12 protein-coding genes are annotated in these 17,746 nt (G+C 36.9%); 9 read left to right on the top strand and 3 right to left on the bottom strand.

Annotated elements, in window-relative coordinates:
- Nucleotides 1-59 precede the first annotated feature (59 nt).
- From AC0L5Q_RS18370 to fadD, 3 genes are all read left to right on the top strand, one after another.
- Nucleotides 60-659 carry a Slp family lipoprotein gene (locus tag AC0L5Q_RS18370; protein WP_473612828.1) on the top strand — a complete coding sequence of 200 codons (600 nt, stop codon included), beginning with the start codon at nucleotides 60-62 and terminating at the stop codon, nucleotides 657-659.
- Between the two features lie 15 nt (nucleotides 660-674).
- A complete protein-coding gene (locus AC0L5Q_RS18375; RefSeq protein WP_473612831.1) occupies nucleotides 675-1,559 on the top strand; it encodes an alpha/beta fold hydrolase in 885 nt (294 codons plus the stop codon).
- A gap of 185 nt (nucleotides 1,560-1,744) precedes the next feature.
- Nucleotides 1,745-3,400 carry a long-chain-fatty-acid--CoA ligase FadD gene (fadD, locus tag AC0L5Q_RS18380; RefSeq protein WP_473612835.1) on the top strand — a complete coding sequence of 552 codons (1,656 nt, stop codon included), beginning with the start codon at nucleotides 1,745-1,747 and terminating at the stop codon, nucleotides 3,398-3,400.
- Between the two features lie 566 nt (nucleotides 3,401-3,966).
- On the opposite strand, the gene AC0L5Q_RS18385 is transcribed toward fadD, so the two are convergent.
- Complete coding sequence (locus AC0L5Q_RS18385) at nucleotides 3,967-5,811, bottom strand: M2 family metallopeptidase (protein ID WP_473612839.1); 1,845 nt, start codon at nucleotides 5,809-5,811, stop codon at nucleotides 3,967-3,969.
- A 432-nt stretch (nucleotides 5,812-6,243) separates the two neighbouring features.
- On the opposite strand from AC0L5Q_RS18385, the gene psrA reads away from it, so the two are divergent.
- The 6 genes from psrA (at nucleotide 6,244) to AC0L5Q_RS18415 (ending at nucleotide 13,309) form a co-directional block, all read left to right on the top strand.
- A complete protein-coding gene (psrA, locus tag AC0L5Q_RS18390; protein WP_473612843.1) occupies nucleotides 6,244-6,879 on the top strand; it encodes a TetR family transcriptional repressor PsrA in 636 nt (211 codons plus the stop codon).
- A gap of 145 nt (nucleotides 6,880-7,024) precedes the next feature.
- On the top strand, nucleotides 7,025-8,038 hold the full coding sequence (nagZ, locus tag AC0L5Q_RS18395) for a beta-N-acetylhexosaminidase (protein WP_473612847.1): 1,014 nt from the start codon (nucleotides 7,025-7,027) through the stop codon (nucleotides 8,036-8,038).
- 146 nt (nucleotides 8,039-8,184) lie between these two features.
- Nucleotides 8,185-9,396: a saccharopine dehydrogenase family protein gene (locus tag AC0L5Q_RS18400; protein WP_473612851.1), complete on the top strand. Its 1,212-nt coding sequence runs from the start codon at nucleotides 8,185-8,187 to the stop codon at nucleotides 9,394-9,396.
- Nucleotides 9,397-9,408: 12 nt separating this feature from the next.
- A complete protein-coding gene (gene nspC / locus AC0L5Q_RS18405; protein WP_473612855.1) occupies nucleotides 9,409-10,599 on the top strand; it encodes a carboxynorspermidine decarboxylase in 1,191 nt (396 codons plus the stop codon).
- 84 nt (nucleotides 10,600-10,683) lie between these two features.
- Nucleotides 10,684-11,550, top strand: a complete 867-nt coding sequence (speB, locus tag AC0L5Q_RS18410) for an agmatinase (protein WP_473612859.1) — start codon at nucleotides 10,684-10,686, stop codon at nucleotides 11,548-11,550.
- Nucleotides 11,551-12,163: 613 nt separating this feature from the next.
- Nucleotides 12,164-13,309 (top strand): N(5)-(carboxyethyl)ornithine synthase, encoded by a 1,146-nt coding sequence (locus tag AC0L5Q_RS18415; protein WP_473612862.1) that lies wholly within the window; start codon nucleotides 12,164-12,166, stop codon nucleotides 13,307-13,309.
- Between the two features lie 194 nt (nucleotides 13,310-13,503).
- On the opposite strand, the gene AC0L5Q_RS18420 is transcribed toward AC0L5Q_RS18415, so the two are convergent.
- Together AC0L5Q_RS18420 and AC0L5Q_RS18425 are read right to left on the bottom strand one after the other, a co-directional pair.
- Nucleotides 13,504-16,590: an efflux RND transporter permease subunit gene (locus tag AC0L5Q_RS18420; RefSeq protein ID WP_473612866.1), complete on the bottom strand. Its 3,087-nt coding sequence runs from the start codon at nucleotides 16,588-16,590 to the stop codon at nucleotides 13,504-13,506.
- A complete protein-coding gene (locus tag AC0L5Q_RS18425; RefSeq protein ID WP_473612870.1) occupies nucleotides 16,591-17,700 on the bottom strand; it encodes an efflux RND transporter periplasmic adaptor subunit in 1,110 nt (369 codons plus the stop codon). It abuts the gene before it with no gap.
- Between the last annotated feature and the right edge of the window lie 46 nt (nucleotides 17,701-17,746).

The following is a 17,746-nucleotide window of genomic DNA, read 5'->3' on the forward strand; positions in this document are numbered from 1 at the left end:
CAGTAGATTGTAATTAAATTGCAGTTAACTTGTAATAAGTAAAGCATAGGAGATTCATCATGACAAAATACTGGCTTATATCATGCGTTTTATTATGTACAGCATGTGCGTCTGTACCTAAAAAATTAGAGTTGCCCGAAAACACCAAAACAGTAGAATTCTCAAGTGCAAAATCACCTACTGCTAGTATTATTGGTGAAAAAGCACGTTGGGGTGGTGTTATTGCATCTGTAAAGAATAATGCTGACAATACCATGTTAGAAATTGTTAATTTTCCGCTAACCTATAATTTACGACCGAAGAAAGGTGATGAAACTCCTGGTCGTTTTAGGCTATATTTTAAAGGTTTACTTGATCCTGTAATTTATAAAGAAGGACGAAGTATTACTGCTGTAGGTACAGTAGCTGAACTTGAAAGTGGTCAAATAGGTGAACATAAATATGATTTTCCTGTGTTAAAAGACGCAAGCGTTCATTTATGGAAAAATATCCAACGTGTTGATATTAATTTACGTCAGTCACCACACTATTATCACAACGACCCATATTACTGGTCAGGCTCACATATTAATTATAATCGTCCTATTGTTATTCGTTCGTCAAGCTCAAGTAATAAGCAATCGACTAAATCGATTATGCCGCCAGTCAAAAAACGATAACCATACGTAAATTAGATGAAAATCCCTTCAGAAAGTATTGAAGAGGCTGTTTTTAAAACAGCCTCTTCTCAAATTAGCGCACTTACCATTAATAAAAATTCAAATAATATAATACTTTGCCTACATGGCTGGTTAGATAATGCGGCTAGTTTTACGCCATTATTTGAGTATTTAGACGTTAAAGATGACTTTAATGTTATTGCAATTGATTTACCTGGCCATGGTGCTTCTTCACACAAAAGTGTTGATGCTCATTATCATTTTATTGATTGGGTATATGATATTTTGGCGTTATTTGAATCTAACAAGTGGACTAACGTTCATATTGTAGGTCATTCAATGGGGGGAATGATTGCTTCAGCTTTTGCTGCAGCGTTTCCAGAAAAAGTAAAATCTTTAACTTTAATCGATTCTATTGGCTTTATTTACGGAGATGAGGCAGAAAGTACCTCAGTATTGCGTAAAGGTATGCTAAGTCGAATTAAAGCGAGCTCAGCTCCCACTATTAACAGAAAATCATCAACTTTATCATTAGACATAGCAGTAAGAGCAAGAGTGCTTATCTCAGATCTTGAGTATCGCCATGCTGAACTTATTGTTTCTCGCAATTTGCTGTATACAAAAGGGCAATGGTCATGGCGTTCAGATCGTAAATTAAATACTATATCTCCTTATCGTTTAAGTTTAACTCAATGCAAACAAATCATTTCTGATATTAAAATACCGGTGCAAGTGATTTATGGTAGTAAAGGGTTAGACTTTGTTAGAAAAGGAATAGAACTGTTTTGCCCTTTAATGCCTTGTAAAAAAATAGTTGAGCTTGAAGGTGGACATCATGTTCATATGGAAAAACCTAAAGAAACAGCTAAGCTTATTAGTGAGTTTGTTACATCAATTTAGTCTTTTAAAATGAAAGGTCTTCTGCTGAAGTGGAGCTAAAATTAGAGTAAATAAGCACATATTCTCTAATTTAACGGGTATTTTTGAATAAGATGATAAATTAACTGGAATGACCAGTTAATATTTGATAAAACTTATTTTCATCAAATCTACATAAAAAATATTACTATAATAGGGTGAACATCGTGAGCAAAATTTGGCTTGAAAAAAGTTATCCTCCTAATCTTCCATTTGAAATAGATCCTGATAAATATTCATCATTGGTACAAATGTTTAATAAGTACTGTGGTATTTATACTGATCGCACAGCATTCATTAATATGGGATCTGAAATATCGTATAGCGAGTTAGCTTCACAAGCTGAAGCGTTTGCTGCTTATTTGCAGCAAGATCTGGGCTTAGTAAAAGGCGATAAATTTGCCATCATGGTTCCTAACACGCTGCAATATCCTATCGCGTTATTTGGTGCCTTAATGGCTGGTTTAACGGTTGTTAATGTTAATCCTTTATATACTGCTCGCGAACTAGAGCATCAATTAAAAGACTCAGATACCAAAGCTATACTCATTATTGAAAACTTTGCGAGTACCTTAGCTAAAGTTATCGATAAAACCGATGTAAAACACGTTATTTTAACTTCGTTAGGTGACCGTTTGGGCTTAGTTAAAGGGGCTGTGGTTAACTTTGCCGTTAAATACGTTAAAAAAATGGTACCTGCTTTTAAACTTTCTAATACTATTCGTTTTAATGCCGTATTAACTGAAGGCGCGAAAAGAACATTTAAACCTGTAGATATTACTGGACAAGACTTAGCTTTTTTACAGTACACAGGAGGAACAACAGGTGTTTCAAAAGGAGCTATGCTTACACACCGTAATATGGTGGCAAATTTAGAACAAGCTAAAGCTGCTATCAAACCATTGCTTGATGAGGGAGGTGAAATTATTGTTACTGCACTTCCTCTTTATCATATTTTCGCTTTAACGGCTAATTGCTTAACGTTTGTAACACTTGGTGGAACTAACTTGTTGATTACCAACCCCAGAGATATGGCGGGTTTTGTAAAAGAATTAGCTAAATACCCTTTTAGTGCTATTACAGGGGTAAATACTTTATTTAATGGTCTTATTAACACACCAGGATTTAAAGATTTAGACTTTAGCCATTTAAAAATGGCGCTTGGCGGAGGTATGGCTGTGCAACGACCTGTAGCTGAAAAGTGGCAACAAATTACATCTATTTTATTGTTAGAAGGTTATGGTTTAACTGAATGTGCACCTTTAGTTACTTTAAGTCCATACACGCAAACTGAATACAATGGCACTATTGGCTTACCTGCTCCGTCTACCGATATAAAAATTATGGATGAAAATGGTGTAGAAGTTGCTGTAGGTGAACCTGGTGAAATGTGGGTGAAAGGTCCACAAGTCATGGCAGGTTATTATAAACGTGACGATGCGACTAACGAAATATTGAAAGACGATTGGTTGGCCACAGGTGATGTAGCTTGTATGGATGAAAATGGCTATTTTAAAATAGTTGATCGTAAAAAAGATATGATTATTGTTTCGGGGTTTAATGTTTTTCCTAATGAAATTGAAGAAGTTGTGATGATGCACGAAGGTGTTCTTGAGGTTGCAGCGATTGGAGTAACTGACGATAGTTGTGGTGAGATTGTTAAAATATTTGTGGCATTGAAAGATAAAAGTGTCACAGAAAAAGAGCTTATTGCCCATTGTCGTGAAAACCTAACCAATTATAAAGTCCCTAAATTAGTTGAGTTTCGCGATGAATTACCAAAATCTAACGTAGGTAAAATTTTAAGAAGAGAATTACGTTAATTTTTTTGCTGTATATACCCCTTACCGATCAAGAGGCTATTTCAGAGTGTTTCTTCGGAGGTTCTAAAAACAGTTTATGCTTCGTTATTAACTTTAGTCAGGTTCTTACATGGATGTAGACCTTAGATTTAGTTTGGCACGTGAAATCTGTGCCTATATTGTTTTAAGTTCTCATTGAAACCTGCATCTTGAATGGTTACATAACACTACATAGTATTTTTGTTTACACTAAGTCGCTAGCAATATAACTAAGGATATAGGTTGACTGACGTTAGGGGAATACTTAACCTCAGCTCGGGATAAGCAAAGTTACTCAACAAGCTATTTTTACGCCTAAATTCGCCTTGTTATACACAAAAATATCAATGTTGAGAGACTAATATAGCTTAGGAAAATAATGGTGTGTATTAAGTTTTTGATAAATAGGGTTTTAACTCATTCGCTAACATTCATTAACCCGAATTGAGGTTAGTTAATCAGCTGAATTATTAGTATCAATTCAGCTGATTTATTTATAAATAGATGGAGCGGATGATTAAGTTCTGTTTAACAGATAAAATTTACGTCTAAAAACCACACTGTTTTCCTTGGTTTTTCTCTTTTAACCATTCTTGTAATGGCGCAAAATAATCTAAAACAGCGGTAGCATCCATTTGCTCAGTACCAGTTAATACTTTGTAGGCTTCTTGCCACGGTTTACTCGCACCCATTTCTAATACGGTATTTAACGCAGCGCCAGCTTCTTTACTATCGTAGATTGAGCAACGGTGAATGGGGTCGGTATTACCTGATATTTCACATAGGGCTTTATGAAATTCAAATTGCTGAATATGCGCTAAAAAATAACGTGAGTAGGGTGTTCCACCGGGTATATGGTATTTAGCGCCCGGATCAAAGGCATTTTTATCGCGTTCAACGGGAGCTGCAACACCTTGGTATTTCTCACGTAATTCCCACCAAGCGGTGTTGTAGTTTTCAGGAGTAATTTCGCCTGAATACACTTTCCAACGCCATTTATCAACTAATAAACCAAAGGGAATAAAAGCGACTTTATCTAGCGCCATCTTAAGTAACAATCCAATATCTTTAGATTCATCAGGGATGGTATCGATTAAAGCAATCTTTTTTAAGTATTTAGGTGTTACAGAGAGCGCTATAGTATCGCCAATCGCCTCATGAAATCCGTCATTTGCACTACCTTGATAATACTTCGATTGATTTTTATATGCGCGTTGGTAAAAGTTGTGTCCAAGTTCGTGATGAATTACCGCAAATTCTTCACCTGTTTTTTGAATACACATTTTAATACGTATATCGTCTTTAGAGTCTAAGTTCCAAGCGGAAGCATGGCAGATAACATCTCTGTCTTTCGGTTTAGTAAATAATGAACGTGACCAAAAGGTTTCTGGTAAAGGATCAAAGCCTAGAGAAGTAAAGAACTTTTCAGCACCTTTTACCATTTTTATTTCATCGTAGTTTTTCTTTTCAAGTTGTTCTGTTAAATCGTATCCAGGGTCGGCATCTTTAGGTGCAACTAAGTCGTAAATATTACCCCAAGATTGTGCCCACATATTTCCTAATAAGTGGGCTGGAATCGGCTTGTTTTGAGGCACTTTATCTTCGCCATATTCCTTACCTAATTCAGTTCTAACATAACAATGCAAATCATCGTATAAAGGTTTTATTTGTCCCCATAAACGATCAAGTTCTTTAGAAAAATCGTCAGCAGGCATATCGTATTTAGAGCGCCACATAACACCTAAGTCTTTATAACCTAAACTTCTCGCGCCTTCATTACCTAGCTCAGCTTGTTTAACGTATAAAGGTTTCATTGCTGGGCTGATGGTTCTCCAACCTTCCCATAGCTCTAATAATTCATCATAATTGCGAGAGGTAGCCATTGTAGCTGTCATCTCACCTAAATTAAGTGTTTGTCCTGCTTTATTCGTGTAAGTACCTTTACCGTACATTCCATTTAACTGCGAACCTAGTTGGGCTAATTTAGCTGACTTTTCTGGATCTTGTGGAGCAGGCATCACTAAGCCGAGCTTTAGCATATCTAGTTTTCTTTTTTGATCAGCAGAAACATTTACGTTATCAAATTTAGCTGCTTCTATCGCATATTTAACACTCGCTTCTGTTGTTTTTTGGCTAACTCTTGCAGATAAAGCTTCAGTATCTTCAGTGATAAAATTGCTATAAATCCACTCAGCTTGATTAGCTTCTATGCCTAGTTTTATTAAATCTTGCTCTGTGTTATTCAAAAAAGTTTCGGCATCTTTTGCTGTTAATGCTTGATTGGCTTCTTGAGGCGTTGGAGATGTTGACTTAACTGAAGCTTCTCCCATACAGCCGTATAATGTCGTAGACATAACGATTGCAATGGTTGATAGCGTAAATGATTTGTTCATTTTTATAGCGCTCTTTATTTTTAAAATTATACATGCAGTATATGAAAATATGTTTTGTAGTAAATTAAAATAGTATGAAAAGGGGATTTTCTAAGTTAAATGGTGTTCTATAATGAGATTATTATTAATAAAACAGAAATTTATTTTTGAGCAACCATAATCCTTTTTATATGGACGACCATTATTACAAAGCATTTCCTTGAATTGATATCGCTCAAGTGTGCTGAAATACGTATCTTGAGTGGTAACGGGTATATTAAAGCTATAATATAATGTTGCAGTGTTAATAAATGAACAAAAGTATATTTCATGCTACCTTTGTTTCTTCAAAACATTGACCTATGCTAGTGTTATACGATACTTTAAACACCTGTTTAAACTGGTTGTTTGAAAATTCAGTTTACTTATTTCAATAAAAAATTTGATCATATTATGAGTACAAAAAACAAGATATTAGACGCCGCTGAACATTTATTTGCTGTAAATGGCTTTAATGGTACATCGTTAAGAGAAATTACCAGTCAAGCAGAAGTTAATTTAGCTGCTGTAAATTATCATTTCGGTTCTAAAAAAGAGCTAATTAAAGCAGTAATGTCTCGTTATATGAATGAACTGTCTCCTCGTTTAGAAAACACTCTTAAACAAATTTGTGACGACGATAAAAAACCTACCTTAATTGAAGTGTTTTCTGCTTTTGTTGAACCGCTATTGTGGTTAAATCAATTTAAAGAAAACGGTACGAGTAACTTTTTACAATTACTTGGGCGTGGTTATACCGACAGCCAAGGTTTTTTACGTTGGTTTTTAACCACTCAATATCCGGGAGTTATCTCAAATTTTGTTGCCGCGGTTTATAAAGCTTATCCTGAATTGACCGCTGAAGAAGTATTTTGGCGATTACACCTTACTATGGGCACTGTTATATTTACTATGTCTTCAAGCGGCGCTTTAATTGATATTGCTAAAAGTGATTTTGATAAAAATATTGATATTTCAGGTGTTATTCAACAGGTTATTCCTTATATTGCTGCTGGTGTAGCGGCTCCAATTATTCCTTCCAACGCTTGATCAAATCTTCTTAAACAACATTTATACCAAGCTTTAAATGTTGTTTTAATGCGCTTTATCTAGATAAACCTAATGATTTATATTCTTTTAATATTAATCATTTATAATCTCTGTATTCGTATATTACAGTTAGAAGATGGTTTACATGGGCCCTATAATGTTAGATGTACTGGGTACATCGCTCACTCAAGAAGATAAAGAGTTACTGCAACATCCACTTGTTGGTGGCCTTATCTTATTCACGCGTAATTTTGAATCTGTGGAGCAGTTGTCTGATTTAAATAACCAAATACGTAAAGCCGCCAAAAAAGAGTTTCTTATTGCGGTAGATCATGAAGGTGGTCGAGTACAACGTTTTAGAAAAGGTTTTAGTTTGATCCCTGCAATGGGTTCACTTATGGCTAAAACACAGCAAAATTATGCTAAGGCAAAAGAGCTCGCCACACATTGTGGTTACGTTATGGCGACTGAAGTTCAAGCCTGTAATATTGATATTAGCTTCGCTCCTGTTTTAGATGTAAACGGTATTAGTGAAGTGATTGGTGATCGCGCTTTTGATTCTCAACCCGAAGCTATTATTCATTTGGCTAATGCGTTTATTGAAGGTATGCACTTGGCTGGCATGAAGGCTACAGGTAAGCATTTTCCGGGGCATGGTAGTGTTAAAGCTGATTCTCACATTGATTTACCTATTGATTACCGAAAAAGATCTGAAATAGAAGCATTCGATATTTTACCTTTTAAACACCTAATTAAAGCGAATAAAGTGGATGCGTTAATGCCTGCGCATATTATATTTCCTGAAATAGATAGCCAAGCTGTTGGTTTTTCATCGTATTGGTTGCAGAAAATACTACGGGAATCGTTAGAGTTTGAAGGGGTTATTTTCAGTGATGATTTATCTATGGAAGGCGCATCTTGTGTTGGTGGTTATGTAGAACGAGCTGAAGCTGCACAGCAAGCAGGCTGCGATATGTTGTTATTATGTAATAACAGAGAAGGCTGCATTAGCGTGATTGATAACGCGAATATCAATATAAATAAAATCAGTAACCAACGTATTCAGCGTTTATTAAAAAGCACACAACACAGCTTTAAACAATTGGGTCAAAACCCACAATGGAATGAATCTATTAAATTTATAGAGCAGTATACTTAATACCAAGTATCTATTGTTTGTTTTTTATACGACTATTGTTTAAATTAACTATTATTTACTATGAGGACATTAGCTAAAAAATAGCTTGTAAAATTTGAATTTATCACTAAAATTCACCAACTTTTTTTAGCGTATGTGATTTTAAAATGACTAAAGTGATGATAATCGGCGCAGGTGGTGTAGGTAACGTTGTTACACAAAAGTGCGCTCAACAAAATAATGTATTTACCCAAATTGTATTAGCTAGCAGAACGCTAGCTAAATGTCAGGCTATTGCAAATAGCGTAAAAGAAAAAACAGGCGTAACAATTAATACGGCGCAAGTTGATGCTGATAATGTTCCTGAACTTGTTGCATTACTTAAGCAAGAAAAGCCATTCTTAGTGATTAACGTGGCGTTACCTTACCAAGACTTAACCATTATGGACGCTTGTTTAGAAGCCGGCGTACATTACATGGATACTGCAAACTACGAACCATTAGATACCGCTAAATTTGAATATAAATGGCAATGGGCTTATCAAGAAAAATTTCAAAAAGCAGGCTTAACAGCACTTTTAGGGAGTGGTTTTGATCCCGGCGCTACCAACATGTTTACTGCTTATGTTGCTAAACATTACTTTGATGAAATCCATTACCTAGATATTATTGATGTAAATGGTGGCGACCATGGTTACCCGTTTGCCACTAACTTCAATCCTGAAATTAATATTCGTGAAGTTACCGCTGAGTGTCGTCACTTTGAAGATGGTGAGTTTGTAACCACACCCGCTATGAGTAAAAAAGCGAAGTTTACTTGTCCTGATGGTGTTGGTGACTTTGATATTTACCGCATGTATCACGAAGAACTAGAATCGTTAACGGTACATTTTCCTACGTTAAAACGTGCACAGTTTTGGATGAGCTTTTCAGACAACTATCTTAAGCATTTAGAAGTATTAGGTAATGTAGGCATGACAGGTATTGAGCCCATTGAATATGAAGGGCATCAAATTGTACCTATTCAATTATTAGCTAAATTATTACCTGATCCATCAAGCTTAGGGCCAAGAACAAAAGGTAAAACTTGTATTGGTACCGTTGTGCGTGGCTTAAAAGACGGTAAAGAAAAAATAGTTTACTGTTACCAAATTTGTGATCACGAAGCTTGTTATAAAGAGGTAGCCTCTCAAGCTATTTCATATACAACTGGTGTTCCAGCAATGATTGGCGCCAAAATGATGGTTGAAAAAAACTGGTTAACACCAGGCGTTTTCAATATCGAGCAGTTTGATCCGGATCTATTCATGGCCGACATGAATGAATTTGGCTTACCGTGGAAAGTTATCGAGCTTGATCAATTCAACCTTGACCAATAAGTACAGCGTATTATGCAATTTACTGACTTTGCTCAGCTTGACTTAACCCGCTTACCGTCGCCATGTTTTGTGGTAGATGAAATCGCTGTTGAACGTAATTTAAACATATTAAACACCGTTCAACAGCAAAGTGGAGCTAAGGTTCTGCACGCGTTAAAAGCCTTTTCTATGTGGTCGTTAGCGCCGTTAACAAACAAGTACCTTAGTGGTACTTGTTCAAGCGGTTTACACGAAGCTAAATTGGCAAAAGAGTTTTACCATGGCGAAATTCACGTGTATTCAGCTGGCTTTAGTGAAGCTGATATACGTGAGCTAGTCACCTTTGCGCATCATATTGTTTTTAATAGCCCAAGCCAGTTGCTACGTTTTGAAAACATATGCCGCGAAGCGCTAACCACACGAGACGATTTATCGTTTGGTTTACGCATTAATCCACAACATTCAGAAGGCGAAGTTGCTCTTTACGACCCGTGCGCTAAAGGTTCTCGTTTAGGTACACCTGCGTCTGAGTTGGAAAAATATCTTGCGTTACCTGAATTTCAACAAGCGTTCACGCTTATTTCTGGTCTGCATTTTCATACGCTATGCGAACAAGGTTTTTTACCATTACAACGTACTTTAGCGAGTGTTGAGGCTAAATTTTCTCATTTATTTACTACGCTTAAATGGATTAACTTTGGTGGTGGTCATCACATTACCGCACCTGATTATGATACCGAAGGCCTAATTACGTGTATTAAAAGCTTTATGAGTAAATACGCCTTACAAGTATATATTGAACCCGGTGAAGCCGTTGCGATTGGCACAGGTATTTTAAGTTGTGAAGTACTTGATGTGATTTATAACGACTTTCCGCAATTGATTTTAGATACATCTGCTACGTGTCACATGCCTGATACGTTAGAAATGCCATACCGACCTGACATTTCAGGAGCAGGGCAGGCGAATGAAAAACCGCATACCTATCGTTTAGGTGGTTTAACGTGTTTAGCTGGCGATGTAATAAACGACTACAGTTTTGATAAACCTATTCAAGTGGGTCAACGCTTAGTGTTTGAGGATATGGCGCATTACACTATGGTAAAAACTAGTACGTTTAACGGTACGCAATTACCATCAATCGCTATTTGGAATTCAAAAACTGATAAACTAAATGTTGTAAAATCATTTGGTTATGAAGACTTTAAACAACGGTTATCTTAATACATTTAGCTTAGCTTTTATCACAGGGCTTTTATTGATTTTAGCTAAGTTACATAACATTTTCCCTATAATGGCTGCATTATCATGACAAAAAACTATCCTATTTTTCTCGCGTCTGAAATAGAACAATCACCTATCGAACAAGCTGCTTTTTCGGTATTGCCTGTACCTTACGAAAAAACCGTGTCGTACAGTGGCGGAACAGCGCAAGGGCCATTAACTATATTAGAAGCGTCAGAACAACTAGAAACGTGGGACGGAAAATCGAACCCTTCAGCGTTAGGTATTCATACCTGCGATGTGGTTGATTGCACGGTTGACCCAGAGCAAGTGATTGAAAATATCGCCAATGCAGTCACAAAAATACTTAAAGCAGACAGTATTCCCGTAGTTTTAGGTGGCGAGCACACGGTTACTTATGGTGTTATTAAAGGCTATTTGGATGCAGGTATTACAGACTTTGGTGTTGTGCAAATAGATGCACATGCTGACTTACGCGATGCTTACGAAGGCGATAAGCTAAGCCATGCATCCGTAATGAAACGTTTGGTTGATTTAAACATTCCTCTTTATCAATTAGGTATCCGTGCTTTTTGTGAAGAAGAAATAGCAACACGTGAGAAGCACGGTGTTTATTTTCAAGATGCTGACGAGCTCGTACCACAAAATATTCAAAGCATAAACTTGCCTGAAAGCTTTCCTAAAAACGTATTTTTTACGGTAGATATTGACGGAATTGATCCTTCAGTATTCCCTTCTACAGGAACACCCGTACCGGGTGGTTTATCTTGGTATCAAACCCTCAACTTGTTTGAGTCTGTAGCGAAACAACGCAACATTATTGGCTTCGATATTATGGAATATGCGCCGATTGCAGGTTTTCATGCTTACGACTTTTCAGCCGCATTACTTACCTACAAATTGATGGGGATTGTTGAAAGAAACAAATAAGTTTTTAGCAAATACTTAAAGGAATAATGTAACCAATTATTCCTTTATGTTTAACAAGCCATTTAGCTTAATAAATCGTTTATATCCCTTCATTTCAACTTGCAGGTATAGAATAAGCTTCAAAAATGCTATGATAGGCCTTCATCACCGAGCAGTTAACATTCTCTTACCTATTTTCTGCCTATAATTACGGCCATTAACGTTTAACTCAGTAAACTTATTACTCGCTTTACTTAATGAACTTGCACGTACTTATACTCATTCTTCGAAAAACGCTACATCAATAAAGTAAACGTAAATGCTTGATCATTATTATGATTATGTATTTTTTATTTATTGTTGATGATCGTTTTATCAAATAAAAACCATGTTGCTCTCTTGGCGACATACCCCTTATTTTACAGAGCTTTGCTTAGCAAACTCTAATATTCCAAAACTCTTAACATAAGAACAGAGCAGACTCTATCAAACTGGCCTATTGGCGAAGCTTTTATACCCATTTGATTAAATAAGTGATCTACTTTTTCATGAGGAAAAATGAGCAGTTAATTAATCTACTTGGTATTTCATTCGTTTATGACGTCGTATTTATTTTATAACGAGGAACAGTTACATGAGCATACTAAAAGTAGGAGTCATAGGGACTTCAAAAAAAGAAGACGAACGTAGATTTCCTATTCACCCTCGACATTTAAAACGCATTCCTGAAGCACTCCGCAGTCAACTTATATTTGAAGAAGCTTACGGTGAACCTTTCGGTGTTTCAGATGCAGAAATAGCGGATTTAACGGGCGGTATTGCTACACGTCATGAATTATTGGCCGAGGTAGGTACGGTTATTATTGCTAAGCCTGTATTAGCTGATTTAGAAGAACTACGTGAAGGTGGAACATTATGGGGCTATGTACATTGTGTTCAGCAAAAAGACATTACACAGGCGGCTTTAGAGCGTAAACAAACATTAATTGCTTTTGAAGATATGTTTGTTTGGTCGCCAAGTGGTCAAGTTGGGCGTCATACTTTTTATAAAAATAACGAAATGGCAGGGTATTGTGGTGTTTTACATGCGCTGCAATTAAAAGGTATGGATGGTCATTATGGTAATCAACGTAAAATCATTATTTTCGGTTTTGGTGCAGTAAGTCGTGGTGCAATATATGCTTTAAAAGCGCATGGCTTTAGAGATATTACTATTTGTATTCAACGTCCTGATCACGAAGTACGCGAAGAAGTGCTTGATTGTAACTATGTTCGAATTCGCGCTGGAACAGCAGACGAAGCACGCATGATGGTGATAGAACATGACGGAACAGCAAGGCCGCTAACTGAATTAATCAGCGAAGCAGACATTATGGTAAACGGAACTTTTCAAGATACGGCAAACCCCATCGATTTTATTATTGAATCTGAAAAGGCATGCCTTAAACCTAATGGTTTAATTATTGATGTAAGTTGCGATGAAGGTATGGGCTTCTTTTTTGCTAAACCAACAACCTTTAAAGCACCTATGTTTAAGTATGAAACCATTGACTATTACGCGGTAGACCATACACCGAGTTACCTTTGGGAAAGTGCCACACGTTCTATTTCAGCGGCACTTATTGTTTATTTACCTGTGGTATTAGCCGGTCGTGAGCGTTGGTATGAAGACGATACGATTAGAAAAGCGATCAACCTTGATGAGGGCATTATCAAAAACCCTGCTATATTGTCATTTCAAAATCGTGCCACTGATTTTCCGTATGCTTATATTGAATAGATTTTCTTGGGCGTAAGTTTACCCAACAGCTGTGAAGGTAAGTTAATACTCTACAGCTGTATTAGAAAGATAAACATTCAACTATAAAAAAGCCTGTGTTATATAAACACAGGCTCTATTATTTTCTACCCATTATCCTAATTGAAGCAGGGCAATCTTTTATTATCTAGCAATAAACTTAATTTTATATAGCCTTAATTTTGTATCGCTTTGATTTTATACAGTACGGTAAACAGTACAGGTACAACAATTAACGTTAGTATGGTGGCAAAGCCTAAACCAAACATTATTGTTACCGCCATTGACTCAAAAAATACATCGAATAGTAACGGTATCATACCTAAAATAGTGGTTATTGCGGCCATAGCTACAGGTCTTACACGACTTACGGCAGAATCAAATACGGCGTGGTAAGGCTCTTTCCCTTCACTAAGTTCTAGGTTTATTTGGTCAACCAGCACAATGCCATTTTTAATTAACATGCCTGATAAACTTAACAAACCGAGTAATGCCATAAAGCTAAACGGTGCGCCCATTACAAGCAAGCCTGTTGATACACCTATAAGGGCAAGTGGTACGGTAGCCCAAATAACAAGCGGCGCTTTAATTGAATTAAACAGTAAAACAGTAATAGCAAACATAACTAAATAGCCTAAAGGCAGGCCACCAAATAATGCGGCTTGTGCTTTTTTAGAAGACTCATGCTCACCACCCCATTCAAATGAGTAACCTTGAGGTAATGTAATGGCTTCAATTGGCGCTTTAATTCTATTAAATAAACTCGCGGCAGTTTCATCGCCTAAAACATCGTGGTCAGCCATTACGGTAATGGTACGCTTTCTATCGCGTCTCATAATGAGTGAGTCTTCCCAGTCGGTTTCAAAGCCGTTAATAACTTGCATAATAGGTACGTGTTTACCCGACGATGCGCTGTAAACTTGTAGCTCAGGCAAGGTGTCTATGTTTAAGCGTTCTTCTTTTGGCGCGCGAGCTACAATAGGGAGCAACTTAGTGCCTTCGCGATATAAACCAACTTGTTGACCAGAAAAGTTGGTTAACAAGAGTTCGTCTATATCATGCTTACTTACGCCTACACGTCGGCCCATGGCTTCGTTAAATTGAGGGCGAATAACTTTAGTGCGTTCTCGCCAATCATGTCGAATATTAAAAGCTTTACCGTCATCTTTTAATATTTGAGTAGCTTGTATTGCTAAATTTCTGAGTACGTCTGGGTCAGGCCCTGAAAATCGAGCTTCAATTTTTGCATCGGTTGTTGGTCCTATTTCCATCGCTTTGATTTTAGACTGAGCTTGCGGGTAGTTTTCATTCACATAAGTACGTAAATTGCCCATAACCTCTGGTAGTGCTTCTCTATTTTCAACACGAATAATTAGCTGCCCAAAAGCAGCGTACGATTTTTCAGGTGCGTAAGTCAGCATAAAGCGTGGCGCACCACGACCCACGGTAGAGGTTATTTGAGTGACGTTATTTTGTTTTAATAAATACGCTTGAATCGACTCAATATCTTTTTGTGTTTCTCTGATATCTGAACCTTGAAAACGCCAATAATCTAAATAGAACATAGGTGTGTTTGATTTAGGGAAAAACGACTGTTTAACCTGACCAAAACCTATTACAGACATTACAAACAAAGCAAGCATCATAAATAAGGTAATGGCTCTGTGTTTCATGCAAAGTGTTAATAAAGCTTTGTAGCCAGTAAAAATAGCGCCTTTATATGGGTCATCGTTTTGATCGTTTTGCTGAATTTTATCGCCTTCAATATTTTTATTAACTTGGGTTTCTTTAAACATGATATGAGCAAAAAAGGGCGTTAAGGTTATGGCGGTTACCCAGCTCAGCAGTAGTGAAATAAGAAGTACCCAAAATAAACTACCGGCAAATTCACCCGTTGCGTCTGACGATAAACCAATAGGAGCAAATGCAGCAATAGCAATAATGGTTGCACCTAAAAGAGGGAGGTTAGTTTGCGAAGTAATACTTAAAGAGGCTTGTAGCTTGGTTTGACCTTTTTTCATGCCGATGAGAATACCTTCGGTGACGACAATGGCATTATCAACCAGCATACCTAAGGCAATAATTAATGCGCCTAATGATATGCGTTGCAAGTCAATACTAAATAAATTCATAAAAATGAAAGTACCTAATACGGTAAGTAATAATACGATACCAATTAAAACCCCTGTTTTTATGCCCATAAAAATAAGCAGTACAGCAATAACAATAGCAACGGCTTCTATTAAACTTATCATGAAGTTTTGCATTGAATTATCAACTTCAGCGGGTTGGTTATAAACGTTAGCTACCTCTAAACCGATAGGGCGAAAGTTTTCTAATTCGTTAATACGTTCTTCAATGTGCTGACCTATTTCTACTACATTAACGCCTGATGAAAACGATATACCTAGTAATAAAGCTTGTTTATTGTTGTAGTTGGTAATGTGGCTGGGTACTTCTGCATAATCACGGCGAATGCTGGCAACATCACCTAAATAAACGAGCTCAGACGCTCCCGGATTGGAAATAATCAAACCTTCTAGTTCTTTAACGGTTTGAAATTCGCCTGTGGGGTGTAATCGAATATATTCGCTGCCAATTTTAACTTTACCAGAGTTAGATACTTGGTTTTGAGTTTGCAGTAATTGATAAATTCTACTGGAGGGAATACCTAAAGCTGCTAGCTTATTTCGTGTTATTTCAACTACTATTTGCTCTTGTTGTTCACCAGAAACATTAACCTTGCCTACACCTTTAATTAAAACGAGTTCGCGGCGTAAATAGTCAGAATAATCTTTAAGTTCTTCGTACGAGTAACCTTCTCCGCTAATGGCAAGTAGTACGCCAAATACATCCCCAAAATTATCGAGAACTGTAGGCGGATATACACCTGGGGGAAGTTGTGGTGTTAAATCATTAATTTTTCGTCTTAACTCATCCCAAATTTGCTTTAAATCATTTTTACGATAGGTAGGCTTCATTTCTACAACAATTTGAGAAAACCCTGCACTTGAAATAGAGGTAACAAACTTTACATAAGGGAGTTGTTGTATTGCATTTTCAATAGGGTAGCTAACTTCTTCTTCAACTTGGGTAGGTGAAGCGCCTGGGTAAGCCGTAGTTACCATTGCCATTTTTAAGGTAAATTCAGGATCTTCTAAACGTCCTAAACCGTTATAAGCAATAATGCCACCAAACAGTAGTATAAATACAAACATCCAGCTGGTTACGCTGTTTTTTATAGAGTACTCGGTAAGTTTCATTTATAAGCCCTTTTCACGATTCCAAGGACGAACCTGCATGCCTTCAGTTAAAAAGTTACTGCCTGCTGCAATAATTTGGTCACCTGCGCTTAATCCCGAAAGTACTTCAATGCCTGTGCTTTTTACTTCACCTACTTCAACGGCAATTCTATGCACTGTCATGGTGTTTGGGTTAACTTTCCAAACAAACTTTTTCGGGTTATCTAACGGTTTATCTTCAGGAGAAAATACGGCGCTTATTGGTAGAACAAGTTTTTGTGACTCTAGCTGGGTTATTTTAGAAAGGTCTATGCGAATATTGGCCGACATACCGGGTAGGGCATTAAAATCTTTAGGAGTGGGTAAAGAAAAAACAACTTTATAAGTTAGGGTGGAAGGATCCGCTTGTGTGTCCCATTCTTTAACCGTTGCTAAAAACTCTTGATCAGGGTGCGAATCAAAAATAACTGTCGGTTGATGTTGAGAGCCTTTTTTAACACGTGACGCGATGTTTTCAGGCATTTGTATTGAAATGTCAATAATGTCGAGTGTTTGTAAATCTATAATGGTTTGTTTAGCTTGAACGTGGTCAAAGTTTTTAATAAATACTTTAGAAATATTGCCCGAGAAAGGTGCGTGTAAATAGGTATATTCTAAATTATTTTTAGCCACGTTAAGAGACGATAGCGCAACGCCTAAGTTGGCTTTTGCTTCGTCAAAACCTGATTGAGAACCTAGCTTACGCGCTAATAAAAGTTTAGCTTGTTCAAATTGAGATTTAGCTAAATCATATCGCGCTTGTCTGTCGTCAAGTTGCAACTCAAAGTCTGTAGGATCTAATCGTGCGACCACATCGCCTTTTTCAACGGTATTACCGGGTTTTACTGGAAAATCGATAACTTGCCCACTTACTCTAAACGCTAGTTTAGATGTGGCATTTGCTTCAACTTCTCCTGGGAAATTACGTATCGCCTGTTCAGAAGGATCTACCACAGTAAATATTTTAGCTGGGCGAATAAGTTTTTCTTTATTAGGTGTTGGCGTGGAATTATCACAACCAGATATAAGTACTATTGCTGACATAAATAAGGTTGAAATAACGTAGTGAATTTTATGAGCCTTTAAAAACATATGAGCCTCTAGATAATAGATAGGGTAAATCCGTTTTAGTACAACA

This window comes from Pseudocolwellia sp. G5-9 (assembly GCF_055808995.1).